This is a genomic window from Rahnella victoriana (assembly GCF_004330295.1).
Lineage (GTDB): Bacteria > Pseudomonadota > Gammaproteobacteria > Enterobacterales > Enterobacteriaceae > Rahnella > Rahnella victoriana.
In genome coordinates this window covers 67,693-93,751 of sequence record NZ_SJOJ01000021.1, presented here as the reverse complement: position 1 = coordinate 93,751, position 26,059 = coordinate 67,693, and the positions used below count along the sequence as shown (strand labels likewise).

At 54.1% G+C, this 26,059-nt stretch carries 20 protein-coding genes and 1 riboswitch; of the genes, 16 read left to right on the top strand and 4 right to left on the bottom strand.

The genetic code is table 11. The features are described 5' to 3' along the window. Nucleotides 1-364 precede the first annotated feature (364 nt). From metA to aceK, 4 genes are all read left to right on the top strand, one after another. On the top strand, nucleotides 365-1,294 hold the full coding sequence (metA, locus tag EYY67_RS17670; protein ID WP_095924300.1) for a homoserine O-acetyltransferase MetA: 930 nt from the start codon (nucleotides 365-367) through the stop codon (nucleotides 1,292-1,294). 370 nt (nucleotides 1,295-1,664) lie between these two features. Then, on the top strand, nucleotides 1,665-3,263 hold the full coding sequence (gene aceB / locus EYY67_RS17665) for a malate synthase A (RefSeq protein ID WP_131694015.1): 1,599 nt from the start codon (nucleotides 1,665-1,667) through the stop codon (nucleotides 3,261-3,263). A 40-nt stretch (nucleotides 3,264-3,303) separates the two neighbouring features. Beyond that, nucleotides 3,304-4,626 (top strand): isocitrate lyase, encoded by a 1,323-nt coding sequence (aceA, locus tag EYY67_RS17660; RefSeq protein ID WP_095924302.1) that lies wholly within the window; start codon nucleotides 3,304-3,306, stop codon nucleotides 4,624-4,626. 51 nt (nucleotides 4,627-4,677) lie between these two features. After that, entirely contained in the window at nucleotides 4,678-6,390 is a 1,713-nt protein-coding gene (gene aceK / locus EYY67_RS17655; RefSeq protein ID WP_131694014.1) for a bifunctional isocitrate dehydrogenase kinase/phosphatase, read from the top strand. Between the two features lie 47 nt (nucleotides 6,391-6,437). On the opposite strand, the gene iclR is transcribed toward aceK, so the two are convergent. Next, complete coding sequence (iclR, locus tag EYY67_RS17650) at nucleotides 6,438-7,280, bottom strand: glyoxylate bypass operon transcriptional repressor IclR (RefSeq protein WP_095924304.1); 843 nt, start codon at nucleotides 7,278-7,280, stop codon at nucleotides 6,438-6,440. 247 nt (nucleotides 7,281-7,527) lie between these two features. On the opposite strand from iclR, the gene metH reads away from it, so the two are divergent. Next, the gene (gene metH, locus EYY67_RS17645; RefSeq protein WP_131694013.1) at nucleotides 7,528-11,229 is read left to right on the top strand and encodes a methionine synthase; all 3,702 of its coding nucleotides are present in this window, start codon (nucleotides 7,528-7,530) and stop codon (nucleotides 11,227-11,229) included. Nucleotides 11,230-11,378: 149 nt separating this feature from the next. Here the strand turns inward: metH and EYY67_RS17640 are convergent, their stop codons facing one another. Then, nucleotides 11,379-12,089 (bottom strand): UTRA domain-containing protein, encoded by a 711-nt coding sequence (locus EYY67_RS17640; protein WP_131694012.1) that lies wholly within the window; start codon nucleotides 12,087-12,089, stop codon nucleotides 11,379-11,381. A gap of 204 nt (nucleotides 12,090-12,293) precedes the next feature. On the opposite strand from EYY67_RS17640, the gene EYY67_RS17635 reads away from it, so the two are divergent. From EYY67_RS17635 to EYY67_RS17605, 7 genes are all read left to right on the top strand, one after another. Next, nucleotides 12,294-13,352 carry an ABC transporter substrate-binding protein gene (locus tag EYY67_RS17635; protein ID WP_095924307.1) on the top strand — a complete coding sequence of 353 codons (1,059 nt, stop codon included), beginning with the start codon at nucleotides 12,294-12,296 and terminating at the stop codon, nucleotides 13,350-13,352. Nucleotides 13,353-13,428: 76 nt separating this feature from the next. Then, nucleotides 13,429-14,226, top strand: coding sequence for an alkaline phosphatase family protein (locus EYY67_RS17630; protein WP_131694011.1), 798 nt, complete (start codon nucleotides 13,429-13,431; stop codon nucleotides 14,224-14,226). A gap of 26 nt (nucleotides 14,227-14,252) precedes the next feature. After that, complete coding sequence (locus tag EYY67_RS17625) at nucleotides 14,253-15,095, top strand: ABC transporter permease (RefSeq protein WP_095924309.1); 843 nt, start codon at nucleotides 14,253-14,255, stop codon at nucleotides 15,093-15,095. Between the two features lie 21 nt (nucleotides 15,096-15,116). Continuing rightward, the gene (locus EYY67_RS17620) at nucleotides 15,117-15,902 is read left to right on the top strand and encodes an ABC transporter permease (RefSeq protein ID WP_131694010.1); all 786 of its coding nucleotides are present in this window, start codon (nucleotides 15,117-15,119) and stop codon (nucleotides 15,900-15,902) included. Between the two features lie 2 nt (nucleotides 15,903-15,904). Beyond that, nucleotides 15,905-16,897 carry an ABC transporter ATP-binding protein gene (locus EYY67_RS17615; RefSeq protein WP_131694009.1) on the top strand — a complete coding sequence of 331 codons (993 nt, stop codon included), beginning with the start codon at nucleotides 15,905-15,907 and terminating at the stop codon, nucleotides 16,895-16,897. Then, nucleotides 16,894-17,550, top strand: coding sequence for an HAD family hydrolase (locus EYY67_RS17610; protein ID WP_095924312.1), 657 nt, complete (start codon nucleotides 16,894-16,896; stop codon nucleotides 17,548-17,550). Before EYY67_RS17615 ends, EYY67_RS17610 begins: the two co-directional genes overlap by 4 nt. A 15-nt stretch (nucleotides 17,551-17,565) precedes the next feature. After that, nucleotides 17,566-19,218 (top strand): Na/Pi cotransporter family protein, encoded by a 1,653-nt coding sequence (locus EYY67_RS17605; RefSeq protein ID WP_095924313.1) that lies wholly within the window; start codon nucleotides 17,566-17,568, stop codon nucleotides 19,216-19,218. A 63-nt stretch (nucleotides 19,219-19,281) separates the two neighbouring features. Here EYY67_RS17605 and panS read toward each other — a convergent pair whose 3' ends face one another. Together panS and lysC are read right to left on the bottom strand one after the other, a co-directional pair. Further along, the gene (gene panS / locus EYY67_RS17600; protein ID WP_095924314.1) at nucleotides 19,282-20,199 is read right to left on the bottom strand and encodes a ketopantoate/pantoate/pantothenate transporter PanS; all 918 of its coding nucleotides are present in this window, start codon (nucleotides 20,197-20,199) and stop codon (nucleotides 19,282-19,284) included. 90 nt (nucleotides 20,200-20,289) lie between these two features. After that, nucleotides 20,290-21,681, bottom strand: a complete 1,392-nt coding sequence (gene lysC, locus EYY67_RS17595) for a lysine-sensitive aspartokinase 3 (protein WP_095925258.1) — start codon at nucleotides 21,679-21,681, stop codon at nucleotides 20,290-20,292. A gap of 108 nt (nucleotides 21,682-21,789) precedes the next feature. Further along, nucleotides 21,790-21,978, bottom strand: a riboswitch (Lysine riboswitch). 228 nt (nucleotides 21,979-22,206) lie between these two features. On the opposite strand from lysC, the gene pgi reads away from it, so the two are divergent. The 4 genes from pgi (at nucleotide 22,207) to ubiA (ending at nucleotide 26,049) form a co-directional block, all read left to right on the top strand. Continuing rightward, nucleotides 22,207-23,853: a glucose-6-phosphate isomerase gene (gene pgi, locus EYY67_RS17590; protein ID WP_119823727.1), complete on the top strand. Its 1,647-nt coding sequence runs from the start codon at nucleotides 22,207-22,209 to the stop codon at nucleotides 23,851-23,853. A 251-nt stretch (nucleotides 23,854-24,104) separates the two neighbouring features. Continuing rightward, nucleotides 24,105-24,512, top strand: a complete 408-nt coding sequence (gene psiE, locus EYY67_RS17585) for a phosphate-starvation-inducible protein PsiE (RefSeq protein ID WP_095924316.1) — start codon at nucleotides 24,105-24,107, stop codon at nucleotides 24,510-24,512. An 89-nt stretch (nucleotides 24,513-24,601) separates the two neighbouring features. Beyond that, nucleotides 24,602-25,141 carry a chorismate lyase gene (gene ubiC / locus EYY67_RS17580; protein ID WP_119823725.1) on the top strand — a complete coding sequence of 180 codons (540 nt, stop codon included), beginning with the start codon at nucleotides 24,602-24,604 and terminating at the stop codon, nucleotides 25,139-25,141. A gap of 41 nt (nucleotides 25,142-25,182) precedes the next feature. Then, nucleotides 25,183-26,049: a 4-hydroxybenzoate octaprenyltransferase gene (gene ubiA, locus EYY67_RS17575; protein ID WP_119823723.1), complete on the top strand. Its 867-nt coding sequence runs from the start codon at nucleotides 25,183-25,185 to the stop codon at nucleotides 26,047-26,049. Nucleotides 26,050-26,059: the final 10 nt, after the last annotated feature.

Below are 26,059 nucleotides of genomic sequence, written 5' to 3'. Positions count from 1 at the left end.
CTCAGAAGTGAAACGCCGTAGCGCCGATGGTAGTGTGGGGTCTCCCCATGCGAGAGTAGGGAACTGCCAGGCATCAAATAAGTGGAAAGCCCTGTACTGACGTACAGGGCTTTTTGCTATGGGAAATTTGGGTAATTATGTTCGCTTATTGCTCTATTAGCTGCGAAATTCATTGTTCAGAAGTATCCTCCTTATCGCTCACCAACTCTTTTTCCCGATCCTATATAACTAAACCCTCTAAATTAATAACTGAAGCTGAAACATTTTCACTTACTGCATGCAGGCTCGACATCTTGATTAAAACCCGTTATCTTCGGCTATCTAGAAGTCTAAACGTATAAATGGATGCAGTGAGGAAGTTGTTATGCCGATCCGGGTACCAGACGAATTACCAGCCGTGAATTTCCTGCGCAATGAGAACGTCTTTGTCATGACATCATCACGCGCGAAAACACAGGAGATCCGTCCCCTTAAGGTGCTGGTTCTTAACCTGATGCCGAAGAAAATTGAGACTGAAAATCAGTTTTTACGACTGCTTTCCAACTCTCCTCTGCAAATTGATGTGCAGCTGCTGCGTATTGATAGTCGCGAATCTAAAAACACCCCCGCCGAGCACCTCAATAACTTCTATTGTGACTTTGAAGATATTCAGCATGACAACTACGATGGCCTGATTGTCACCGGCGCGCCCCTGGGATTGGTTGATTTTTGCGATGTGGCGTACTGGCCTGAAATTGAACGGGTTATTCACTGGGCGAAAGAACACGTGACATCAACGCTGTTTGTTTGCTGGGCGGTACAGGCTGCGCTGAATGTGCTTTACGGCCTGCCTAAAATGACCCGTGAAGCGAAGTTATCAGGTGTGTATCCTCATCAGACGCTGCAACCGCTGGCGTTACTGACCCGTGGCTTTGATGAATCTTTCCTGGCACCGCATTCGCGCTATGCAGACTTCCCGGCAGATGTGCTTCGCCAGCATACAGATCTGGATATTTTCGCTGAATCCGAGGAGGCCGGTGCCTATCTCTTTGCCACAAAGGATAAGCGGATGGCTTTCGTGACCGGACACCCTGAATATGATGCAGGGACACTGGCCGGAGAGTATTTGCGGGACGTGGCTGCCGGTTTGTCGCCTGAAATGCCGTACAACTATTTCCCGCAGGATAATGCCGAACTGGCACCCAAAGCGACCTGGCGTAGCCACGGACACTTGCTGTTCACTAACTGGCTGAACTATTACGTTTATCAGATCACACCGTTTGATCTGCGCCAGATGAATCCCACACTCGAGTAAATCCTCTTTCCGTTTTCTGCAGACGATCTCCCCGGTCGTCTGCTTATCTTTCTTTCCCTACGATCCTTTTCTCTGAGCCGCAATCCTTCATCTCTTATTTCTCAAATGCGAAATCCGTTACCATTTTATGGAAAATTTATTCCTTCTTATCTTATTGATTAAAAATGGAACTTTTTAATTTAAAAAATAAAATGGAAATCGTTTTTGATTTTATGAAATCCCTGATTACGCTTAACTCTATCGGGCAATAAATAACCAGAGAAAGATCGCCTCAAAATAATGAGTGCGTCTCGGGTGAGTTTTCGACCGTAACAGCATCTGTTCAGTGAGGCGGTCTGGCAGATTAGGCAGATAAATCAGGAGAAGAGCGATGTCAGAGCAAATTACCCGCAGTCAGCTTGGCTTTACGCGCCGTTTTGGTGAAAACGAGGCACAGATTCTGACTGAAGAAGCCGTAGATTTCTTGTCCGAGCTGGTTGTGCGTTTTACCCCACTGCGTAACCGTTTACTGGCCGATCGTATTGCCGTCCAGCAGAAGATAGATCAGGGTACATTACCGGATTTTATTTCGGAAACACATTCCATTAAAAATGCAGACTGGAAAATACGGGGCATCCCTGCTGATCTGCTGGATCGACGGGTAGAAATTACCGGGCCTGTCGAACGTAAGATGGTCATCAATGCGCTCAATGCCAATGTAAAAGTCTTCATGGCGGACTTTGAGGATTCTCTGGCTCCGGACTGGCAGAAAGTGATTGAAGGGCAGATCAACTTACGCGATGCGGTAAACGGGACGATCAGCTACACCAACGAATCCGGAAAAATTTATCAGCTCAAACCTGACCCGGCCGTTTTGGTGTGCCGTGTCCGTGGCCTGCACTTACCTGAAAAACATGTGAACTGGCAGGGAGAGGCGATTCCCGGTTCGCTGTTCGATTTCGCGTTGTACTTCTTCCACAACTATCGCGCTTTGCTGGCAAAAGGCAGCGGTCCCTATTTCTATCTGCCCAAAATGCAGTCCTGTCACGAGGCCGACTGGTGGAGTCAGGTCTTCAGTTTTGCTGAAGATTATGCAGGATTATCCCGTGGCACAATCAAAGCGACCGTGCTGATTGAAACCCTGCCCGCTGTATTCCAGATGGACGAAATTCTTTATCACCTGCGTGATCATATCGTCGGCCTGAACTGCGGCCGCTGGGATTACATCTTCAGCTATATCAAAACATTAAAAAATCATGCTGATCGCGTATTACCCGATCGCCAGTCTGTGACCATGACGCAACCCTTCCTCAGTGCGTACTCGCGGCTGCTGATCAAAACCTGCCATCGCCGTGGCGCATTTGCAATGGGAGGCATGGCGGCATTTATCCCCAGTAAAGATGTTAAGCGTAACGAATGGGTACTGAACAAAGTCCGCACAGACAAAGAGCTGGAGGCAAGTAACGGCCATGACGGCACCTGGATTGCGCACCCGGGGCTGGCCGATACGGTGCTCGAAGCATTCGATAATGCACTGGGCAGCCGTTCAAATCAGCTGGACGTGTTACGTGAAGAAGACACTGAAATCACCGCAGAGCAGTTGCTTGAACCTTGTGCCGGTGAGCGCACCGAAGAGGGCATGCGCGCCAATATCCGCGTTGCGGTGCAATACATCGAGGCCTGGATTTCAGGAAACGGCTGCGTCCCGATTTACGGTTTGATGGAAGATGCCGCCACGGCTGAAATCTCCCGCACGTCGATCTGGCAATGGATCCACCACGGCAAAACGCTCAGCGACGGACAACCCGTTACCAAACCCTTATTCCGCCGCATGCTGAATGAAGAAATGCTGGTCATCCGGCAGGAACTGGGCGAACAACGTTTCAGCGCAGGACGCTTCACACAAGCGGCTGCGCTGATGGAAAAAATTACCACGCAGGATGAGCTCATCGACTTCCTGACACTGCCGGGCTATCAGCTGCTGGCCTGATCCTTCTTATCCTACACATAAAAAGACCGGAGCATTTGCCATGAAAACGACCCGTACTCAGCAAATTCAGCAGCTTGAAGAAACCTGGAACCAGCCACGCTGGAAAAATATCACCCGACCTTACACTGCGGCAGAAGTGATCAGCCTGCGCGGCTCGGTCAATCCCGAATGCACACTGGCACAGCACGGTGCCGCCCGTCTGTGGAATCTGCTGCACGGGGCCTCGCGTAAAGGGTATGTCAATTGTCTGGGCGCACTGACTGGTGGACAGGCATTGCAGCAGGCGAAAGCCGGTATTGAGGCCATTTATCTTTCCGGCTGGCAGGTGGCTGCCGATGCGAATACGGCTTCGAGTATGTACCCCGACCAGTCTTTATATCCGGTGAATTCGGTGCCTGAAGTGGTGGCGCGGATTAACAACACTTTCCGCCGCGCGGATCAGATTCAGTGGGCCAATAACATTGAACCGGGTCAGCCGGGCTATACCGATTATTTCCTGCCGATCGTGGCTGATGCAGAAGCGGGTTTTGGCGGCGTGCTCAATGCTTTTGAGCTGATGAAATCGATGATTGAAGCCGGTGCCGCAGCCGTTCACTTTGAAGATCAGCTTGCTGCCGTGAAGAAGTGCGGACATATGGGGGGCAAAGTTCTGGTACCCACACAGGAAGCCGTCCAGAAACTGGTATCGGCGCGGCTCGCCGCCGACGTGCTGGGTGTACCGACGTTGCTGGTGGCGCGTACCGATGCGGATGCCGCTGATTTACTGACGTCAGACTGCGACCCGTATGACAGCCAGTTTATAACCGGCGAAAGAACGCACGAAGGTTTCTACCGGACACACGCCGGGATTGAGCAGGCCATCAGCCGCGGGCTGGCGTATGCCCCGTATGCCGACGTCGTGTGGTGCGAAACCTCGACGCCTGATCTCAAACTGGCGCAGCGTTTCGCCGAGGCTATTCACGCCAAATTCCCGGGCAAACTGCTGGCATATAACTGCTCGCCATCGTTTAACTGGAAGAAAAATCTCGACGATCAGACCATCGCCAGTTTCCAGGATCAGCTGGCTGCGATGGGCTATCAGTACCAGTTCATCACGCTGGCGGGCATTCACAGCATGTGGTTCAACATGTTCGATCTTGCCCATGCTTATGCGCAGGGTGAGGGGATGAAGCACTACGTCGAAAAAGTGCAGGAGCCGGAATTTGCCGCCATCGGTCGCGGCTACACTTTTGCATCCCACCAGCAGGAAGTCGGAACCGGCTATTTCGACAAAGTCACCACCATCATTCAGGGCGGGCGTTCCTCGGTTACCGCGCTCACCGGCTCGACCGAAGAACAGCAGTTTTCCTCCACGTCACACTGATCCCCGGCAGGCCCGGTGAAAGCCGGGTCTTTTCCTCATGGAGCTGCCGCTATGCGTATTGAGCTGTTGATTGCGCAGACCATTTTGCAGGGATTTGACGCACAGTATGGCCGTTTTCTTGAGGTGACGGCAGGCGCCCAGCAACGCTTTGAAAATGCTGACTGGCCTGCCGTGCAGGCGGCGATGAAACAGCGTATTCATCTGTATGACCACCATGTCGGGCTGGTTGTCGCGCAGCTTAAATGCATCACCGGCCAGCACTTTTATGATGCCGCGTTTCTGGTCCGTATAAAGGAATGTTACTCCGGCCTGCTGCCTGACTATCCCCGTGCTGAAATTGCAGAAAGTTTCTTTAATTCAGTCTATTGCCGGATTTTTAAACACAGGGATCTGACGGCGGATAAACTCTTTATTTTCAGTGAACAATCCTCCCTGCGGCCGCATCATTGCGCACGTCCTCTGTCACGGCGGTATCCGGTTAACGGAACGCTTATCGTCACGCTGGCAAAAGTGCTGGGCGACCTTCCGGTGCGTTTAGCGTGGGAAGATGCGAATCGCGATGTGGATTATATTGCGAATGCCTTACAGCAACGCTTTTCTGCGACGTGGCTGGCGGATGCGGATATTGAGATCGCGACCGAGATTTTCTATCGCAATAAAGCCGCGTGGATCATCGGCAAAATCAGGGCCGGTTCACAGGTATTCCCACTGTTATTACCGGTGCATCTCAGCCATCAGAATCAGTTATTTGTGGATGCCTGTCTGACCGAGAGCAACGACGCCAGCATTGTTTTCGGCTTCGCCCGCTCGTACTTCATGGTGTATGCCCCGCAGCCTGGCGCGCTGGTGGAATGGTTGCGTGAGATTTTACCGGCCAAAACTACCGCTGAACTTTACAGCGCGATCGGTTGCCAGAAGCATGCAAAAACAGAATGTTACCGTGAGCACCTGCGCTTTATGGCACAAACCGACCAGCCTTTTATTATTGCGCCGGGCGTCAAAGGCATGGTGATGCTGGTATTTACCCTGCCCGGCAGTGACCGGGTGTTCAAAGTGATAAAGGATAATTTTGCCCCGCAAAAAGAAGTGACTGAAGCTCAGGTCATGGCCTGCTATCAGCTGGTGAAAGAACACGATCGCGTCGGGCGGATGGCCGATACCCAGGAGTTTGAGCACTTTGTTTTGCCGAAGAAAAACATCAGCCCGGAACTGATGGCAGAGCTTCAGCGCGAAGTCCCCGCTAAAATCGAAGATCTGGGGGACACTATTGCGCTCAGACATCTGTACATCGAACGGCGTATGACGCCGCTGAATTTATATCTGGAACAGGCCAGTGACGCACAACTTCATGACGTGATTGAGGAATATGGCAACGCGATCAAACAGCTGGCAGCAGCGAACATCTTCCCCGGCGATATGTTGTTTAAGAATTTTGGCGTCACCCGTCATGGCCGCGTGGTGTTTTATGACTACGATGAAATCTGTTACATGACCGAAGTAAACTTCCGCGACATTCCCGCACCGCGATATCCTGAAGATGAACTGGCCAGCGAACCCTGGTACAGCATCGCACCCGGCGACGTTTTCCCGGAGGAGTTCCGGCATTTCTTATGCAGTGACAAACGTCTGGGCCAGATCTTTGAAGCATTACACGATGACCTGTTTTGCGCCGCTTACTGGCGTAATTTGCAGCAACGCATCCGTGAAGGGCACGTTGAAGATGTCTTTGCTTATCGCCGCTCTCAGCGTTTCTGCCGCCGTTAAAACGCTTCATCATCCCGCCACACTCCGGCGGGATTGTCGTCTTTCTTTCAGTGTTTCCCGCCGCCGTAAGCCTGCGTAATTTCTTTTGCTGCGTGGATCACCAGCGCGCCCAGCTCGGTCACACGGTCATCGGTGATCCGCGAAACCGGACCCGAGATAGAAATCGCCGCATATGCATCGTTATGCTCGTCGTAAATGCAGGTCGCCACACAGCGCAAACCCAGCGCATGTTCTTCATCATCAAAGGCATAGCCGCGCTTGCGTGTATCCGCCAGCTCCTGTTTCAGGTTTGCCGGAGAGGTTTTCGTCAGCGGCGTATAGCTGTGCAAGCCAATCTTATGCAGCAGTTTTGCCAGACGTTCTTCCGGCAGCGTCGAAAGAAATGCTTTACCGGCCCCTGACGCATGCATTGGCAATTTGCCACCAATCGGCGCGGACATGCGCATCAGCGCATTGCACTGCACCTGATCGATGATGATCGCCTGATAGTCACTGTGATCCAGCACCGCCAGATTGACCGTTTCGCCGGATTCTTCCATCAGGCGGCGCAACATCGGATGCACCATTGCCAGTAAATTGCGGCTCTGCAGGAAGCTGCTGCCGACAACAAACGCATGCGAGCCAATGGTCCACAAGCCCAAATCGCCCACCTGACGAACAAACCCCTGCTGCTGCATGGTCGTCAGCAAACGGTGCGTGGTGGAATTGGGTAATCCTGCCTGCTGAGCCAGATCGGTCAGCGCCACGCTGCCCTGGGCTTCCGCGATATATTCCAGCAATTTCAGGCCACGTGTCAGGGACTGAACCTGCCCGGTAGCGGCGCTGCTGGTGGCGGCAGCGGCTTTGGTTTTCTTAGTACGTTTGGCCGGAGCTGAGACGGACGTTGCCATGAGCCTGTTCCTTGTAAGATGCGCCAAAAGCTGGCGAAGAAAAGTCATTTTTGGAATTGGTTTTCGTTTTTACAGTATGGATCGCAACCTGCCTTTGCGCTCATCCGATGTGTTGCATCGCATTTGCGGGATGTCTTCCCGAATTGAAAAAGTCTCACGTCGGCGCGGGCTTTTGGCTGAGGAAGGTATGCTAGGATGTTGACCATAATTTCCGGCGTATGAACGAACAATTTGCCGGGTGTGCGTGATGGGTGATGAGGTGAAAGTGACTAATCGAGTTGAGGCGCTACATAAGCAACTGGCACAGCGCATTTTGGTTCTGGACGGCGGCATGGGCACCATGATCCAAAGCTATCGTCTGGAAGAAGAAGATTACCGTGGCGAACGTTTTGCTGACTGGGAAAGCGATCTGAAAGGCAATAACGATCTTCTGGTGCTTTCCAGACCGGAAGTGATCATCGAGATCCACAACGGTTATCTTGCTGCTGGCGCGGATATCCTCGAAACCAACACTTTTAACTCCACCACGATTGCCATGGCTGACTACCATATGGAATCGCTGTCGGCGGAAATTAACTACGAAGCCGCACGTCTGGCGCGTCAGTGTGCCGATGAGTGGACCGCACGCACGCCGGATAAACCACGTTACGTCGCCGGGGTGTTAGGCCCGACCAACCGCACGGCGTCGATCTCGCCTGATGTTAACGATCCGGCTTTCCGTAATGTGTCTTTCGATCAACTGGTCGAAGCTTACCGTGAATCGACCCGCGCGCTGATCGAAGGCGGTGCGGATCTGATCATGATCGAAACCGTCTTCGATACCCTCAATGCCAAAGCCGCGACGTTCGCGGTAGAAAGTGAATTCGAAGCGATGGGCATCGTGCTGCCGGTGATGGTTTCCGGCACCATTACCGATGCCTCCGGCCGTACATTGTCGGGGCAGACCACCGAAGCCTTTTATAACTCCCTGCGCCACGTTAAGCCCCTGACTTTTGGCCTGAACTGCGCCCTGGGGCCGGATGAACTACGTCAATATGTCGCTGAATTATCACGCATTGCAGAATGCTACGTGACCGCTCACCCGAACGCCGGTTTACCGAATGCCTTTGGTGAATACGATCTGGACGCCAAAGAAATGGCCGGGCACATTGCCGAATGGGCGCGCTCGGGCTTTCTGAATATTGTCGGTGGCTGTTGTGGCACCACGCCTGCGCATATCGCGGCGATGGTAAAAGCCGTAGAAGGCGTGCCGCCTCGTGCGTTGCCAACCCTTCCCGTTGCCTGCCGGCTGGCAGGTCTTGAACCGCTGACCATCGACCCGCAAACCTTGTTCGTGAACGTCGGCGAACGTACCAACGTCACCGGGTCGGCACGTTTCAAGCGACTGATTAAAGAAGAGAAGTATGCAGAAGCGCTGGCCGTAGCCCGTCAGCAGGTGGAAAGTGGCGCGCAGATCATCGACATCAACATGGATGAAGGGATGCTCGACGCCGAAGCGGCGATGGTGCGTTTCCTCAACCTGATTGCCGGTGAGCCGGATATCGCCCGCGTGCCGATCATGATTGACTCCTCCAAATGGGATGTCATCGAAAAAGGCCTGAAATGCATTCAAGGCAAAGGGATTGTTAACTCGATTTCCATGAAAGAAGGCGAGGAAGCCTTCCTGCACCATGCCCGTATGGTGCGCCGTTATGGCGCGGCCATGGTGGTCATGGCGTTCGATGAAACCGGACAGGCAGACACCCGCGCCCGCAAAATTGAAATCTGTCGTCGTGCCTACAAACTGCTGACGGAGAAAGTCGGCTTTCCGCCGGAAGACATCATTTTCGACCCGAATATTTTCGCAGTCGCCACCGGCATTGAAGAGCATAACAACTACGCCGTCGATTTCATCGAAGCCTGCGCCGATATCAAAGCAGAGTTGCCACACGCGCTGATTTCGGGCGGTGTTTCCAATGTTTCCTTCTCATTCCGTGGTAACGAACCCGTACGTGAAGCCATCCACGCCGTGTTCCTGTATCACGCCATCCGTAACGGTATGGATATGGGCATCGTCAACGCCGGTCAGTTGGCGATTTATGATGACTTACCGGCCGAACTGCGCGACGCCGTTGAAGATGTGATCCTCAACCGCCGCGACGATGGTACCGAACGTCTGCTGGAACTGGCAGAAAAATACCGGGGCAGCAAGGACGATGGCGAAGCGAATAAGCAGCAGGCGGAATGGCGCAGCTGGGAAGTCAAAAAACGCCTCGAATACTCGCTGGTCAAAGGCATCACTGAATTTATTGAGCTGGATACAGAAGAGTGCCGTCAGATGGCCGCGCGTCCTATTGAAGTGATTGAAGGTCCGCTGATGGACGGCATGAACGTCGTCGGCGACCTGTTTGGTGCCGGTAAAATGTTTCTGCCGCAGGTGGTGAAATCCGCACGCGTCATGAAACAGGCAGTGGCCTATCTGGAGCCGTACATTGAGGCCAGTAAGGAGAAGGGCCAGACCAACGGCAAAATCCTGCTCGCCACGGTAAAAGGCGATGTGCATGACATCGGCAAAAACATTGTCGGCGTGGTGCTGCAATGTAATAACTACGAGATTATTGATCTCGGCGTAATGGTGCCGACCGACAAAATTCTGAAAACCGCCATTGAAGAAAATGTCGATATCATCGGGCTTTCCGGGCTGATTACTCCGTCGCTCGACGAAATGGTCAACGTGGCGAAAGAGATGGAACGCCGCGGCTTCACCATGCCGTTGCTGATTGGTGGCGCGACTACATCGAAAGCGCACACCGCAGTTAAAATCGAACAAAATTACAGTGGCGCAACCTGCTATGTGCAAAACGCCTCGCGTTCTGTCGGCGTGGTCTCTGCGTTGCTGTCAAAAGATCAGCGTGACGCGTTTATCGAACGCACGCGCAAAGAGTACGACACCGTGCGTATCCAGCACGGCCGTAAAAAACCCCGCACACCGCCAGTCAGCCTTGAAGTGGCCCGCGACAACGCCACCGTGATTGACTGGGACGATTACACGCCGCCAGTGGCGCATCGTCTGGGTATCCAGAAAGTTGAAGCCAGCATTGAAACGCTGCGTAACTACATCGACTGGACGCCGTTCTTTATGACCTGGTCTCTGGCCGGTAAATATCCGCGCATCCTGGAAGACGACGTGGTCGGCGAAGAAGCGAAGCGCCTGTTCAAAGATGCCAATGACCTGCTGGATAAGCTTTCCACAGAGAAATTGCTGAATCCGCGCGGTGTGGTCGGCCTGTTCCCGGCAAACCGCAAGGGCGACGACATCGAAATCTACAGCGACGAACGCCGTCAGGATGTGCTGGTCGTCAGTCATCATCTGCGTCAGCAAACCGAAAAAACGGATTTCGCCAACTACTGTCTGGCTGACTTTGTCGCACCGAAATCCAGCGGCAAAAAAGATTACCTGGGCGCGTTTGCCGTCACCGGCGGGCTGGAAGAAGACGCGCTGGCCGAGGCGTATGACAAGCAGCATGATGATTACAATAAGATCATGATCAAGGCGCTGGCTGATCGTCTGGCAGAAGCGTTCGCGGAATACCTGCATGAAAAAGTGCGTAAGGTGTACTGGGGTTTTGCGGCTAACGAGAACCTGAGTAACGAAGACCTGATCCGCGAAAATTATCAGGGGATACGTCCGGCTCCGGGCTATCCGGCCTGTCCTGAACATACCGAAAAAGGGCAAATCTGGAAGCTGCTGGATGTCGAAGCCAACACCGGTATGCAACTGACCGAGTCATTCGCCATGTGGCCGGGGGCGGCGGTATCAGGCTGGTATTTCAGTCATCCTGACAGCAAATATTTCGCCGTGGCGCAGATTCAGCGTGATCAGGTGGAGGATTACGCCGCGCGTAAAAATATGCCGGTCGCTGAAGTAGAACGCTGGCTGGCGCCGAACTTAGGTTACGACGCTGACTAATACCCGTCATCCTTCAAGTTGACTCTGCGTTGGCTGCCATCACGAACCCCAGTCACTTACTTCAGTAAGCTCCTGGGGTTCATTCAGTTGCCGCCTTGATTCATCTCGAATGATTTAGGGTATCCCATCGGTGTTTTTTTCCACTTAAATCAACTCACTTCCACATCGATGTGCAGAGCGTCATAGCGCCAGTATTCCAGATCACAGTCGATGACCCGATCGTGCTGGTCGCGGTTGGTCCGTGTGATAAACAGAGCCGGACTGCCTGACGCCACGCGCAACGCGTGTGAAGCCTCGCCGCTCAGCAATGTCGGCACCATATCGAACCGTACCCGCCCGTAATGAATATCATAACGAGATGCATACAAATCTGTCAGGGATGCCGTGAGATCAGCGTCGAGAATCCCCTGAAAATACAATGGATTGAGATAGTGTTCGACATACAGTACCGGGCGGTTGTCGATATACCGCAACCGGCGGATGCAAATCACCTCGCTGTCTGGCGGTAACAGTAATTTCAGACACACCGCACGGCCAGCAATGCAGTGCTTCGCATCAATCACTTCGGTCTGGGCGCTGCGGCCCTGATCTTTCGCCATGGCGTGAAAGTGACTTCTTTGCAACGGGTTATAGATAATGCGCGGCGGGGAGACAAACCAGCCACGGCGCACTTCCCGGTAAATCAGCCCCTGTGCCTCAAGCTGGCTCAAGGCTTCCCGTAACGTGATCCGGGTAGTAGAAAATTGTTCACTTAACGCGCGCTCAGAAGGCAGCCTTCCCTCGGCAGAAAATGCCCCGGCTGCAATGCTTTCGCTCAATGCCTTGCAGATAACGGCAAGGGTGGTCTGCGCTTCACTCATCGGACAGCAAGCCTCATTTCAGTGCGTTTTTGCACCAATCCGACTCTTTATCGCGTAAATAATGTGCGCCTGTTAACAGCTGGAAGCTTAAAACTGCTGCTTTTTCACGCTGACATATAATTATCACAATTGATCGTTAGATTGGCTTGGTTCTTGCTGGACTAGACCAGCACTTCACACACACTACCATCCGGAGCATCCGTTATGAAACAGTTGTTCGCTTCTGTGTTAACCAGCGCACTTGTCTTCTCCGCTTCATCGGCATTTGCCGCTGAACCTCCTGCTGAACTCCTGAAAGCGGCGCAAGCCGAAGGAACGGTAAACAGTGTCGGTATGCCTGATGACTGGGCGAACTGGAAAGCCACCTGGGCTGATCTGAGCACCAAATATGGCCTGAAGCACAGCGATACCGACATGAGTTCTGCTCAGGAAATCGCAAAGTTCCTGGCAGAGAAAGACAATGCCAGCGCCGATATTGGTGACGTGGGTGCTGCCTTTGGTCCGGTTGCTGTGCAAAAAGGCGTGACTCAGCCTTATAAACCCACCACCTGGGATCAGGTGCCAGACTGGGCGAAAGATAAAGACGGTATGTGGGCACTCGCTTACACCGGCACTATCGCGTTCATCATTGATAAATCTCAGGTTAAAGATGAGCCGCACAGCTGGGCGGATCTGCTGAAGAGCAAATACAAAGTGACAATCGGTGATGTGAGCACCGCCGCGCAGGCCGCAAACGGCGTGCTGGCAGCCACTTACGCCATGGGCGGAAATGAAAAAGATCTCAAGCCGGGTCTGGAATATTTCGGCAAACTGGCGAAAGCAGGGCGTCTGAGCCTGACTAACCCGGTGATTGCTTCTCTGGAAAAAGGTGAAGTGCAGGTTGGTGTGGTCTGGGACTTCAACGGTCTGAGCTATCGCGACAAAATTGATAAGACCCGCTTCGACGTGGTGATCCCTTCTGACGGCTCCATCACTTCCGGTTATACCACCATCATCAACAAATTCGCCAAACACCCGAATGCCGCCAAACTGGCGCGTGAATACATTTTCTCTGATGCCGGTCAGATCAACTTAGCGCAGGGTTATGCCCGTCCGATCCGTGCGGACCACATCACCCTGCCGGACGACGCAAAAGCCAAACTGCTGCCATCCGGTGAATACAAAAATGCGCACCCGATTGCCGATCCCGCTGCCTGGGATAAGAGCGCAAAAACCTTGCCTCGCCTGTGGCAAGAAAACGTCATGATCAATATGCAGCAGTAATGACCTAAAAAAATAAGAAACACCGGGCAGCGAACGCATTGATTAATCACAACACCTGTACGAAAGGCATACGTGGATGAAGAGCATTCTGGTAGTACTGGACGGCCTGAATTATCAGGTCGCCAAAGACGCAATGGGCTATTTACAGGCGCAGTGTGCCGCAGGACGCGGCCGCTTGTATCAACTGGAATGCGAATTGCCTTCGCTGTCCCGGCCGCTTTATGAATGCATTCTCACCGGTGTGACGCCGGTGGTGAGTGGCATTGTTCATAACCACGTTGACCGGTTATCAACACAACGCAGTATTTTTCACTATGCCCGCGACGCCGGTCTGACGACGGCGGCTGCGGCCTATCACTGGGTCAGCGAGTTGTATAACCGCACGCCGTTTGATCCCCCTCGCGACCGCCATACCAGCGACGATTCGCTGGCTATCCAGCACGGTCATTTTTATTACGACGACGGCTATCCCGATTCGCATCTTTTCGATGACGCCGAAAGCCTGCGACGTCGTCATGATCCCGATTTTCTGCTGATCCACCCGATGAACATTGATGATGCCGGACATAAATTCGGCCTGTCGACGCCGCAATACCGCAACAAAGCGCGGACGGCGGATGGCATTCTGTCGCGCTATCTCGGCGACTGGCTGGACGCGGGTTATCAGGTCATTGTCACCGCTGACCACGGCATGAACGATGACCGCAGCCACGGCGGTATTTTGCCGGAGGAGCGTCAGGTGCCTTTATTTGTTTTCGGCAGTGCATTCAGCTTTAAAGAGGCCGCGCCGCTGCAAACCGAGCTGTGCGGAACTCTGTGTCAGATCCTGAATATTGCTCATGACAAGCCACATTGCCCGGCATTACTGGCCTGAACCCCGTCACTTTTAAAGGATACCCGATGAAAGCTAAGTGGATTGCAGCATTGTTTATGCTGCCATTTCTGGTTTTTTTCATCGCTTTTCAGCTGGCGCCGCTGGCCTGGATTGCGGTGAGCAGCTTTTACAGCGAAACCTATGAGGCCTGGGGGCTGGGCAATTACAGCGACATTCTGACATCTCCTTTTTATCTGCAGGCCATGCGTTTCTCGCTGGATATTTCCATCTGGTCGAGTTTGTACGGTTTGCTTATCGCGTTAGTGGGCAGTTACTCACTTCGTCAGTTAGGCCCGACAAAGCTGCATGATTTTGTGATGTCGTTTACCAATATGACCAGCAACTTTGCGGGCGTACCGCTGGCCTTCGCCTTTGTGATCCTGCTGGGGCTGAACGGTTGTCTGACATTGTTACTGAGAAAATATGGCCTGATGGAACACTTCGACCTGTATTCGAAAGACGGCCTGATTGTGCTCTATACCTATTTCCAGATCCCGCTCGGCGTGTTGCTGCTGTATCCGGCTTTTGATGCATTACGCGAAGACTGGCGCGAATCGGCGGCGTTGCTGGGCGCGGGGCGCTGGAGTTACTGGCGTCATATCGGCATTCCGGTGCTGTTCCCGGCGCTGCTCGGTACCTTCGTGATTTTGCTGGCTAACGCCCTGGGCGCGTATGCCACGGTGTATGCGCTGACCACCGGCAACTTCAACGTGGTGCCGGTGCGCATCGCGGCGCTGGTCTCAGGGGATATCTCCCTCGACCCGAATATGGGCAGTGCACTGGCAATGTTACTGGTGGTGCTGATGGCCTTTATCACGCTGATCCATCAGTGGTTATTGCGTAAAAGTTATCTCAGTCAGCGCGGCTGACGGAAAGAAAAGGAACGTAAAATGTCGCGGTCTGAAGCGATTTACCACCGTGTGGTGATCTGGGTTTTACTGATTGTCCTGATGTTGCCGTTGCTGGCGACGCTGGTGTATGCGCTGGTGCTGGAATGGGGCGCCACCATTTTGCCCAGCGGGTTTACCCTCAAATGGCTGGTGGAATTATGGAGTGATCCGCGTTTCCTGATCGCGCTCTGGCACTCGCTGCTGGTGTGTTTCGGCACGCTTTTCCTCTCGCTGGTGCTGATCCTGCCTCTGATGTTTGTGATTGCTTACTATTTCCCAAAGCTCGATGCGCTGATGAACATCCTGATTTTGCTGCCGTTCGCCGTGCCGCCGGTGGTGTCATCGGTGGGGCTGATGCAGTTGTATTCTGCGGAACCTCTCGCGCTGACCGGTACGCCGTGGATCCTGATCGGGTGTTACTTCACCATCGCCTTGCCGTTTATCTATCGCGCCATTTCCAACAACATGCAGGCGATCAACCTGCGCGACCTGATGGATGCGGCGCATCTGCTCGGTGCCAGTACCTGGAAAGCGGCGCTGCTGGTGGTTTTGCCCAACTTACGCAAAGGCGGGATGATCGCCATCCTGCTGTCGTTTTCTTTCCTGATCGGGGAATTTGTGTTCGCCAATCTGCTGGCGGGCAGCCGTTATGAAACGGTTCAGGTTTACCTCTATAACATGCGCAATGGCAGTGGCCATTTCACCAGCGCATTGGTCATCTCCTATTTCATGGTCGTCCTGATTTTCACCTGGGTGGCGAACGTGCTGAACAAAGGAACGCGCTGATTATGTCGTATTTGCAGGTCACTCAACTCAACAAGTCTTACGGTCCGACGCAGATTTTCAACAACATCGATTTCTCGGCAGAAGAGGGCGAATTCGTCACGTTGCTGGGACCAAGCGGCTGCGGGAAATCCACGCTGCTGCGCTGTCTGGCGGGGCTGACCTCTGTCGACAGCGGAAAAATTCTGATTCAGGGACAGGATATCGTGCCGCTGCCGCCACAACAGCGCGGTATCGGCATGGTCTTCCAGAGCTATGCGCTGTTTCCGAATATGACAGTGGAAGCCAATGTCGCCTTTGGTTTGAAAATGCAAAAAATCCCGGCCTCAGAGTTGCAACGCCGCGTCGCGGAAGTGCTGGAACTGGTGGAAATGAACGATTACGCCAGACGTTATCCGCATCAGCTTTCCGGCGGTCAGTGTCAGCGTGTGGCGCTGGCCCGTTCACTGGTGACGCAGCCGCGCCTGTTGTTGCTCGATGAACCGCTGTCCGCGCTGGATGCCCGTATCCGCAAGCATTTGCGTGAGCAAATCCGCCGTATTCAGCGCGAAATGAACCTGACGGCGATTTTTGTGACCCACGATCAGGAAGAAGCGCTGACCATGTCTGACCGCATCGTGCTGATGAACAAAGGGCAAATCGTCCAAAATGCCGACGCCGAAACCCTGTATACTGAACCGGTGGATGCCTTTGCGGCGGGTTTTATCGGCAGCTACAACCTGCTCAGCCCTGAACAGGCGATGGCGCTGACCGGCATTCGTTACACCGGGCGCGTTGCCATCCGTCCCGAGTCGGTCACGATATGTGATCTGATTGAAGGCATTCCGGCTAAAATTCTCAGCCACAGCCTGCTCGGCAACGTCGTGCGTTATCGCGTTTCAGCGCACGGTGTGGAGCTGTCTGTGGATGTCTTAAACCGCTCTGTGGCCTCACTTCGCGCTGATGGCAGCAATATTGGTCTACAGTTAGATCTTGTTACGTTACGGGAAGTTGCATGAAACTGGCGCTGTTTGATCTCGATGAAACCCTGATTAGCGGCGACTGTTCGAGTTTGTGGTCAGCCTATATGGTCGCGAAAGGTTGGGTGGCGGATGAGCAGGCTTTTCTGCAACAGGATGCCGCCCTGATGCAACAATATGCGGCAGGTCAGATGGATATGCAGGAGTACATGCGCTGTACCCTGGTGCCGCTGATTGGCCGCCGTGAAGATGACGTGGCGACGATGGTCGCCAGTTATATCGAGGATGTGATTGCCCCGCGTATTTATGCGCAGGCGCGTGAATGCCTCGCAGCACATCGCGCGCAGGGCGACCGGACGGTGATTATTTCCGCCTCCGGTGAGCATCTGGTGCAGCCGATTGCCCGTTTCCTCGGTGTGGAAGAAACGCTGGCCATCGGTGTTGAAATGAAAGACGGGCGCTTTACCGGTGCCACGCAGGGGACGATGACCTATCGCGAGGGAAAAGTGTCGCGGTTGCTGCATCTCATCAATCAGGACGAATCCCTGTTACAACACGCCCGTTTTTATTCGGATTCTCATAATGATCTGCCGTTGCTGACCCGCGTGGGCCAGCCCGTGGCAGTGAATCCGGACGCCATCCTGCTCCAGCACGCCCGGCAGGCAGGATGGCCGGTCTATGCCTGGCGTTAATGGAGCCGTTCTTTCGTGTTAACCCTTTTGCATCTGTTGTCTGCTATTTCTTTGCTCGTATGGGGTACGCACATCGTGCGTACCGGCATCATGCGTGTTTTTGGCGCCAATCTGCGCCGCGTTCTGAGTAACAGCGTCGAGAAAAAACCGCTGGCTTTTGTGGCGGGCATTGGCGTGACTGCGCTGGTGCAAAGCAGTAATGCCACCGCGCTGCTGGTCACGTCGTTTGTGTCTCAGGGGCTGGTGGCGCTGGCACCTGCGCTGGTGATTATTCTCGGTGCAGATGTCGGGACCGCCGTGATGGCGCGTATCCTGACGTTTGATCTCTCCTGGCTTTCTCCGCTGCTGATTTTCGTCGGCGTGGCCTTCTTCCTCAGCCGTAAACAAACCCGCGCCGGACAAATGGGGCGCGTCGGGATCGGGCTGGGTCTGATTTTACTGGCGCTGGAGCTGATCGTTGGCGCAGCAACGCCGATCATGCAGGCGTCCGGTGTGAAAGTGTTGTTCTCTTCCCTGACCGGTGATGTGCTGCTTGATGCCCTGACCGGCGCAGTGTTTGCCATCATCAGTTATTCCAGTCTGGCGGCGGTTCTGCTGACGGCAACGCTCGCGGCCACCGGCGTGATTTCCCTCAAAGTGTCACTGTGTCTGGTGATCGGGGCCAACCTCGGCAGCGGCCTGCTGGCGATGATCAATGCCAGCAAAATGAACGCCGCCGGTCGTCGCGTGGCGCTCGGCAGTACGCTGTTTAAACTGATTGGTCTTGTGATTGTGCTGCCGTTTGTCGGGCCGTTATCCACGCAACTGTCGCGTCTTGGCATTCCGGATGAAGAACTGGTGATTTATTTTCACATGTTCTACAACCTGATCCGCTGTCTGGCGATGGTGCCGCTGACCGCGCCGATGGCGAAGATTTGCCAGCTGATGATTGCCGATGTGCCGGAAGACGATCCGCGTTTGCGCCCGCGCCATCTGGACGTCAGTGCGATTGATACGCCGACGCTGGCGCTGGCCAATGCCGCCCGCGAAACCCTGCGCATGGGCGATGTGGTCGAGCATATGCTGATCCTCAACCGCGAAGTGATGCACGGTAAACTGGCGCAGGATCGCGAAGTACGGCGTCTCGACGATGACGTTGATGTGCTGTATACCGCCATCAAACTGTATCTGGCGCAAATCAACAAAGAAGGGCTGGGCGAAGATGATTCCCGCCGCTGGGCTGAAATTATCGAAATGGCGCTGAACCTGGAACAGGCCGGTGACATTATCGAACGGATGACCGGCGATATCACCGCCAAATCCCACGCCACACGCCGGGCATTCTCGCCGGAAGGACTGGTGGAACTGGAAGCCTTACATGAAAAACTGCTGGATAACCTGCGTCTGAGTCTGGGGGTTTTCCTGTCAAATGACCTGACCAGTGCGCGCCGCCTGCGCCGCTCGAAACACCGTTTCCGCATTCTCGACCGCCGTTACGCCCATGCGCACGTTGACCGTTTGCATCAGCATAACGTGCAGAGCATTGAAACCAGTTCGCTGCATCTCGGCCTGCTGGGCGACATGAAACGTCTGAATTCCTTGTTCTGTGCGGTGGCGTATAACGTGCTGGATCAGGATGAGCAGGAAGATGAACAGCGCGAAACCAACGATGATGTGCAGCGGGTGTAAAACCAAAAAAAACGGGCGCTGAGGAAGGCGCCCGTTTTTTTTCACCTTTTTCCTGTCGGAAAATCAGTCTTTTTTAACCGGTTTACCGGACCAGTAACCCGCCAGCAAAGAACCTGACAGATTGTGCCAGACCGAGAACAACGCACCCGGCAGCGCGGCCAGCGGGGTGAAGTAAATTTTCCCCAGCGTCGCGGCTAAGCCTGAGTTCTGCATCCCGACTTCCATCGCCAGCGTGCGGCAGGTGGTTTCATCAAAGCCAAACAGTTTCCCGCCCCAGTAACCGCTCAGCAGACCGATGCCGTTGTGCAGGATCACCGCCACAATCACGATCAGCCCCACAGAACCGATAAAGCCCTGACTGCCCGCCACCACGGCGCTGATAATCGCCACGATGCAGACCATCGAGAACAGCGGCAGCAGCGGTTCGATACGTTTCACGGTTTTGGTGAACAGATGATGAATGATCAGACCGGCCAGAATCGGGATCACCACGATCTGCAAAATGCTCAGCAGCATCCCTTCCACATCCACCTTGATGTGCGTATCGACATACAGACGCGTCAGCAGCGGCGTGGCGAAAACGCCGACCAGCGTGGACACTGCCGAAATCGTCACGGAAAGCGCGACATCACCTTTAGCAAGGTAAATCATTACGTTAGATGCCGTTCCGCTGGCGACGCTGCCGACTAAAATCATGCCCGCCGACAGATCGGCGGGCATATGGAACAGCTTTGCCAGCACCCATGCGGCCAGCGGCATCACCAGATAATGCAGGAACGTCGCGGCAGCCACCGGGCCGGGCCGGGAAAGGACGCGTTTGAAATCACCGAATTCGAGGGTGACGCCCATGGCGAACATGATCAGCATCAGCAGGGTGGAAACATGCGGGCCGATCGGGGTGAACGTGCCGGGGGAGTAATAGGCCGCGACGGATAACAGCACGGCCCACAGCGGGAACAGGCGGGTGATTTTGGCTAACATTGAGGATGATCCTTGTCTTTGTTGTTTTGCAAAAGTACAGACAAAAAAAAGACCGGGCACATGGCCCGGTCTTCACAGATACCGCGCCCGTTATTGTTCGAATAGGTTGCGGTGTAGTGTTTTGACGACCTGATCGGCATCGTTGCCCGGCACCAGGAAGCACAGATTGTAGCTGCTTGCGCCGTAGCAAATCATGCGGATATTGAACGGATCCAGCACGCCGAAGACTTCTTTGCCGACGCCACAGGCCTGCGACAATTTGTTGCCGATAATCGCGATCAGCGCCAGATTTTCTTCCACTTCCACGCGGCACAGTGAGGATAATTCTGTCAGCAGCGAAGTGGTCAGCAGGCTGGCATCGGAAGAAGTCGAACCGGTGGTATCGAGGGTCAGTGCCACGCTGACTTCTGACGTTGTAATCAGGTCAACGGAAATGCTGTGACGCGCCAGAATGCCAAACACTTCGGCGAGGAAACCGCGTGAATGCAACATGCTCAGGCTGTGCAGCGTGACCAGCGTTTGTCTGCGACGCAGGGCAATCGCACGGAACAGCGGCGGGTTGTCGGTGGTATCGCACACCAACGTGCCGCCGCCCGACGGATCTTTGCTGGAGCCGACAAACACCGGAATGCCGCGACGCACCGCAGGCAGCAAGGTCGCCGGGTGCAGCACTTTCGCGCCGAAGGTGGCCATTTCTGCCGCTTCTTCAAAGGCGATGCGGTCAATACGTTTTGCTGCCGGCACCAGACGCGGGTCGGTGGTATAAATCCCCGGCACGTCAGTCCAGATATCCACACGGGAAACGCCCAGCGCTTCACCCAGCAATGCGGCGGTGTAATCGCTGCCGCCACGGCCTAAGGTAGTCGTGCGGCCTTTGCCTTCTGAACCGATAAAGCCCTGAGTGATCACCAGCGCATCCTGCAAACGCGGTTGCAGCTGTTGCACGGTCAGTTCGTTTAATGCCTGCGTGTCCGGCTCGGCACGGCCAAAACGATCGTTGGTACGCATGATTTTACGCACGTCGAACCATTCCACCGGCACGTTGCGCTGGCGGATGATTTCAACAAACAGCAGGGTAGACATCAGTTCGCCGTGGCTGACCAGTTCGTCGGTCAGCGCGGTGGAGGTCGCGAGGCTCGCCGCTTCGGACAGCATGGCGATATTTTCCAGCATGCGGCCGATTTCTTCGCGGATCACCGTCGGATTATCGAGGCGGTCGATAATGGCACTCTGGATCCGGCGGATTTCATCCAGCAGGAACACCCGGCGTTCGGTTTCTTTGCCTTCGGCCAGCTCGACTAATAAATTGGTGATGCCCGCAGACGCGGAAAGAACAACCAGACGCACTTCAGGGCGCGCAAGCACGATGTCTGCGCTGCGGTTCATGGCGTCGAAATCCGCTACGCTGGTACCGCCGAATTTGGCGACGATAACGTTGCCCAGAGGCTGCGGGTTGGCGTTGCGGGATGCTGCGTAATTCATGTAAAACCTCGTGTCGGGGTCGTCATACCAGACGGCCATCTATTCCATCATTTCAAGAATTGGCACAAGGGGAGAGCGGGAAGGGGGCAGACGTAGAAATGCTACGATACACCCAGAAGCGCCCCACCTTGTCGACATCCTCGCGGATGCCCGGTGACAACCCAGGGGATTCAGCCCCTGTAGTCGATCGTATGCCTGCCGCGGGCTTCAGACCTCGGCGTCGCTCCCCCTGATGTACCTTCGCAGGATTTCGGCTCCTCCGATACACTACCTGGGCGACGCGCCTCTTCTGGCTCACGCGACACGCGCGCGAGTTAGGTGCTTAGGAATAACGGGTTCTCGCCCGTCTGTCAACGGTCTGGCGGCTCATGCGCCACATTTTGAACGATTCTCATCTAATATTGTTCTCTGTCATTGTGATTTAGCAGATCTAACCTATCGCAAGAAAAGGCATCTCTTCCCGGGAAGTTCAGGCTACAATCGGGTCAGTTATCTCATATTTATTCTCAGCCTAAGAGCATTGCTATGAAAAATATCAATCCAACTCAGACCGCTGCCTGGCAAGCCCTGCAGCAGCATTTCGACAAGATGAAAGATGTGCAGATTAGCCATCTGTTTGCTGAAGATGGTGATCGTTTCTCCAAATTCTCTGCCACGTTTGAAGACCAGATGCTGGTCGATTTCTCCAAAAACCGCATTACGACAGAGACTCTGGATAAACTGCAGGCGCTGGCGAAAGAGACTGACCTTCAGGGTGCCATCAAATCGATGTTCTCTGGCGAGAAGATCAACCGCACCGAAGACCGTGCTGTTCTGCACGTTGCGCTGCGTAACCGCAGCAACACGCCAATCGTCGTGGACGGCAAGGATGTGATGCCGGAAGTGAATGCGGTACTGGCAAAAATCAAAGGCTTCACCGAACGCGTTATCGGCGGCGAGTGGAAAGGTTATACCGGCAAAGCCATCACTGACGTGGTGAACATCGGGATCGGCGGTTCAGACCTCGGCCCGTTCATGGTCACCGAAGCGCTGCGTCCGTACAAAAACCACCTGAACATGCATTTCGTCTCCAACGTGGATGGCACACACATCGCCGAAACGCTGAAAGACCTGTCGCCGGAAACCACGCTGTTCCTGGTCGCCTCAAAAACCTTCACCACCCAGGAAACTATGACCAACGCCCACAGCGCGCGTGACTGGTTCCTGAAAACGGCGGGCGACAACCAACACGTGGCGAAACACTTCGCGGCGCTGTCGACCAACGGTAAAGCGGTGAGCGAGTTCGGTATCGATACCGACAACATGTTCGAATTCTGGGACTGGGTCGGCGGCCGTTACTCTCTGTGGTCAGCCATCGGTCTGTCCATCGCCCTGTCTGTTGGTTTCGATAATTTCGAACAGCTGCTGAGCGGCGCGCACGCGATGGATAAACACTTCGCGAATACCCCGGCTGAGAAAAACCTGCCGGTTCTGCTGGCGCTGATCGGCATCTGGTATAACGATTTCTACGGCACTGAAACCGAAGCTATCCTGCCATACGACCAGTACATGCACCGTTTTGCCGCGTACTTCCAGCAAGGCAACATGGAATCCAACGGTAAGTTCGTTGACCGTAACGGCAATCCAGTGGATTACCAGACTGGCCCGATTATCTGGGGCGAGCCGGGCACCAATGGTCAGCATGCGTTTTATCAGCTGATCCATCAGGGCACCAAAATCATCCCTTGTGACTTCATCGCCCCGGCCATCAGCCACAACCCGCTGAGCGATCACCACGCCAAACTGCTGTCTAACTTCTTTGCACAGACAGAAGCGCTGGCCTTCGGTAAATCTCTCGACGTCGTCGAGAAAGAATTCGCCGATCAGGGTAAAAAACCGGAAGACGTTAAACACGTCGCACCGTTCAAAGTGTTCGAAGGTAACCGTCCGACCAACTCCATCCTGCTGCGTGAAATCACGCCTTATAGCCTGGGTGCGTTGATCGCGATGTACGAGCACAAAATCTTTACTCAGGGCGTGATCCTCAATATCTACACCTTCGACCAATGGGGCGTAGAACTGGGCAAACAGCTGGCAAACCGTATCCTGCCAGAACTGGAAGGTGACAAAGATGTTACCGGCCACGACAGCTCGACTAACGGTTTGATTAACCGCTTTAAAAACTGGCGCTAATCCCTCGTTATCCTTCAGACTGTTTCAGCGTTGGCTGCGTGAACTCACCCCGGTCACTTACTTATGTAAGCTCCCGGGGCTTCGTTCCCTTGCCGCCTTGATCCAGCCCGAATGATTTAGAGGGACAGGTCGCAATATTTCTAAATAAAAGGGTTAGCCTTCACCGGCTGACCCTTTTTTAATGGCCGTTTTCTGGCGCGGACTCTGTGGTATTCTGCGGGTATTCATAACAAAAGTGGGATGTAGATCACATGGCAGGATCCAAGCGCGCAATGATGATATCCGTCATTATGCAGCGAATTTTGAACGTTTTCTTATTAGGGCTGGCCGCGATCCTGATGATTTTTATCGGGCGCGAAACCTACCATTTAGCGATGGTTCTGTTCGTGAATAACGACCAGTCTTCGTCGTATTTACTGATCGAGGGGATTGTCATTTACTTCCTCTATTTCGAATTTATTGCCCTGATTATCAAATACTTTTCGTCGGGTTATCATTTCCCGCTGCGCTATTTTATTTATATCGGCATCACCGCGATTATCCGCCTGATCATCGTCGACCATAAAAGTCCTTACGACACATTGGTTTACGCCTGCGCGATCCTCGTGCTGGTGGTGACGCTGTTCCTTGCGAACGGCGAACGTCTGCGCCGCGAATAAATCAGGCAATTACTGCCTCGCATTGATGCGCTAGAATGCGAGGCAGATAATTCATTGGAGGTATGAATGCCTCCATTACGGAGCCGTTGATGTCTGATTCCCACTCTCCCGAACAATCCCCGATCCACTGGTTCGACGATCCCTCACAAGTCCCTGCCGATGTGGCTGACTGGCTGATGGAAATGGGATCCATGACCCGCCGGTTTGAAAAGCAGGGTGTTACCGTCACCGTGAAACCGCAAAACGAATGTTTTGTCAGCCGTGAAGAACTGGGTGAAAGCGAAGCGCAGCAACTGCCGGAAAGCGCCCGTTACTGGATCCGCGAAATCGTGCTGTTTGGTGATGCACAGCCGTGGTTGCTCGGACGTACCGTTATTCCTGAAGAAACGCTGACCGGGCCGGATCTGGCGCTGGTCGATCTGGGCACTGTGCCGCTGGGGCGCTATCTGTTCAGCGGCAATAACTTGTCGCGGGATTACATTCATTTAGGCCAGTTGCACAGTGAGCAGGGCGAATTATGGGCGCGCCGTTCCCGCCTGCGTCTGTCTGACAAACCCTTGCTGCTGACCGAAATTTTCCTCCCGGATTCGCCGGTTCACCGCCCAGAGGGCAAAGTGAGTAAGGCATGAGCCAGACTGATCAACAAGGAGAACAGAGAGTGTCAGGAAGTATGACTCAGGGCACATGGCGGGATTACTGCCGCCTGATGCGTATTGATAAGCCGATCGGCTCGCTGCTGCTGCTGTGGCCGACGTTATGGGCATTGTGGGTGGCCGGTGGCGGCATGCCGTCAGCCAAAATTTTGCTGGTCTTCGTACTGGGCGTATTTTTCATGCGCGCCGCCGGTTGTGTGGTAAATGACTACGCCGATCGTAAGTTTGATGGTCATGTCAAACGCACCGCGAACCGGCCATTGCCGAGCGGGGCGATCACCGGTAAACAGGCGAAAATCTTGTTCGTCGGGCTGGTGCTGGTGTCATTCGGGCTGGTGCTGTTGCTTAACCGCATGACCATTTTGCTGTCGCTGGCCGGGCTGGCGCTGGCATGGATTTATCCGTTCATGAAGCGCGTTAGTCATCTGCCGCAGGTGGTATTAGGTGCCGCATTTGGCTGGGCGATCCCGATGGCATATGCCGCAGTGAGCGAAAGTGTGCCGCTCAGTTGCTGGTTAATGTTTGCGGCGAATATCTGCTGGACGGTGGCTTACGATACGCAATATGCGATGGTCGACCGTGACGATGATTTGAAGATCGGGGTGAAATCTACCGCCATTCTGTTCGGCCGTTTTGACACCCTGATTATCGGCCTGCTGCAACTGGCGACGCTGGTGCTGATGGGGTTTGTCGGGCATCTTTCCCAGCTTGGCGCGCCGTTCTACTGGTCGCTGCTGCTGGCTGCGGCGCTGTTTGTGCATCAGCAGAAGCTGATTGCCAAACGCGAGCGTAATGCCTGTTTTCTGGCTTTCCGCCAGAACAACTATGTCGGGCTGGTGCTGTTCCTCGGTATTCTGATGAGTCTGTCGGCGTTCACGTTATAAGTGTTCCTGA

Coding starts and splice junctions, on each gene's coding strand:
- iclR (WP_095924304.1), bottom strand. CDS start 7,280: ATGGCAACGTCCGTCTCAGCTCCGGCCAAACGTACTAAGAAAACCAAA.
- ubiA (WP_119823723.1), top strand. CDS start 25,183: ATGACTCAGGGCACATGGCGGGATTACTGCCGCCTGATGCGTATTGAT.
- pgi (WP_119823727.1), top strand. CDS start 22,207: ATGAAAAATATCAATCCAACTCAGACCGCTGCCTGGCAAGCCCTGCAG.
- metH (WP_131694013.1), top strand. CDS start 7,528: ATGGGTGATGAGGTGAAAGTGACTAATCGAGTTGAGGCGCTACATAAG.
- EYY67_RS17635 (WP_095924307.1), top strand. CDS start 12,294: ATGAAACAGTTGTTCGCTTCTGTGTTAACCAGCGCACTTGTCTTCTCC.
- panS (WP_095924314.1), bottom strand. CDS start 20,199: ATGTTAGCCAAAATCACCCGCCTGTTCCCGCTGTGGGCCGTGCTGTTA.
- EYY67_RS17610 (WP_095924312.1), top strand. CDS start 16,894: ATGAAACTGGCGCTGTTTGATCTCGATGAAACCCTGATTAGCGGCGAC.
- aceA (WP_095924302.1), top strand. CDS start 3,304: ATGAAAACGACCCGTACTCAGCAAATTCAGCAGCTTGAAGAAACCTGG.
- EYY67_RS17640 (WP_131694012.1), bottom strand. CDS start 12,089: ATGAGTGAAGCGCAGACCACCCTTGCCGTTATCTGCAAGGCATTGAGC.
- EYY67_RS17630 (WP_131694011.1), top strand. CDS start 13,429: ATGAAGAGCATTCTGGTAGTACTGGACGGCCTGAATTATCAGGTCGCC.
- aceK (WP_131694014.1), top strand. CDS start 4,678: ATGCGTATTGAGCTGTTGATTGCGCAGACCATTTTGCAGGGATTTGAC.
- aceB (WP_131694015.1), top strand. CDS start 1,665: ATGTCAGAGCAAATTACCCGCAGTCAGCTTGGCTTTACGCGCCGTTTT.
- metA (WP_095924300.1), top strand. CDS start 365: ATGCCGATCCGGGTACCAGACGAATTACCAGCCGTGAATTTCCTGCGC.
- EYY67_RS17625 (WP_095924309.1), top strand. CDS start 14,253: ATGAAAGCTAAGTGGATTGCAGCATTGTTTATGCTGCCATTTCTGGTT.
- psiE (WP_095924316.1), top strand. CDS start 24,105: ATGGCAGGATCCAAGCGCGCAATGATGATATCCGTCATTATGCAGCGA.
- lysC (WP_095925258.1), bottom strand. CDS start 21,681: ATGAATTACGCAGCATCCCGCAACGCCAACCCGCAGCCTCTGGGCAAC.
- EYY67_RS17620 (WP_131694010.1), top strand. CDS start 15,117: ATGTCGCGGTCTGAAGCGATTTACCACCGTGTGGTGATCTGGGTTTTA.
- EYY67_RS17615 (WP_131694009.1), top strand. CDS start 15,905: ATGTCGTATTTGCAGGTCACTCAACTCAACAAGTCTTACGGTCCGACG.
- ubiC (WP_119823725.1), top strand. CDS start 24,602: ATGTCTGATTCCCACTCTCCCGAACAATCCCCGATCCACTGGTTCGAC.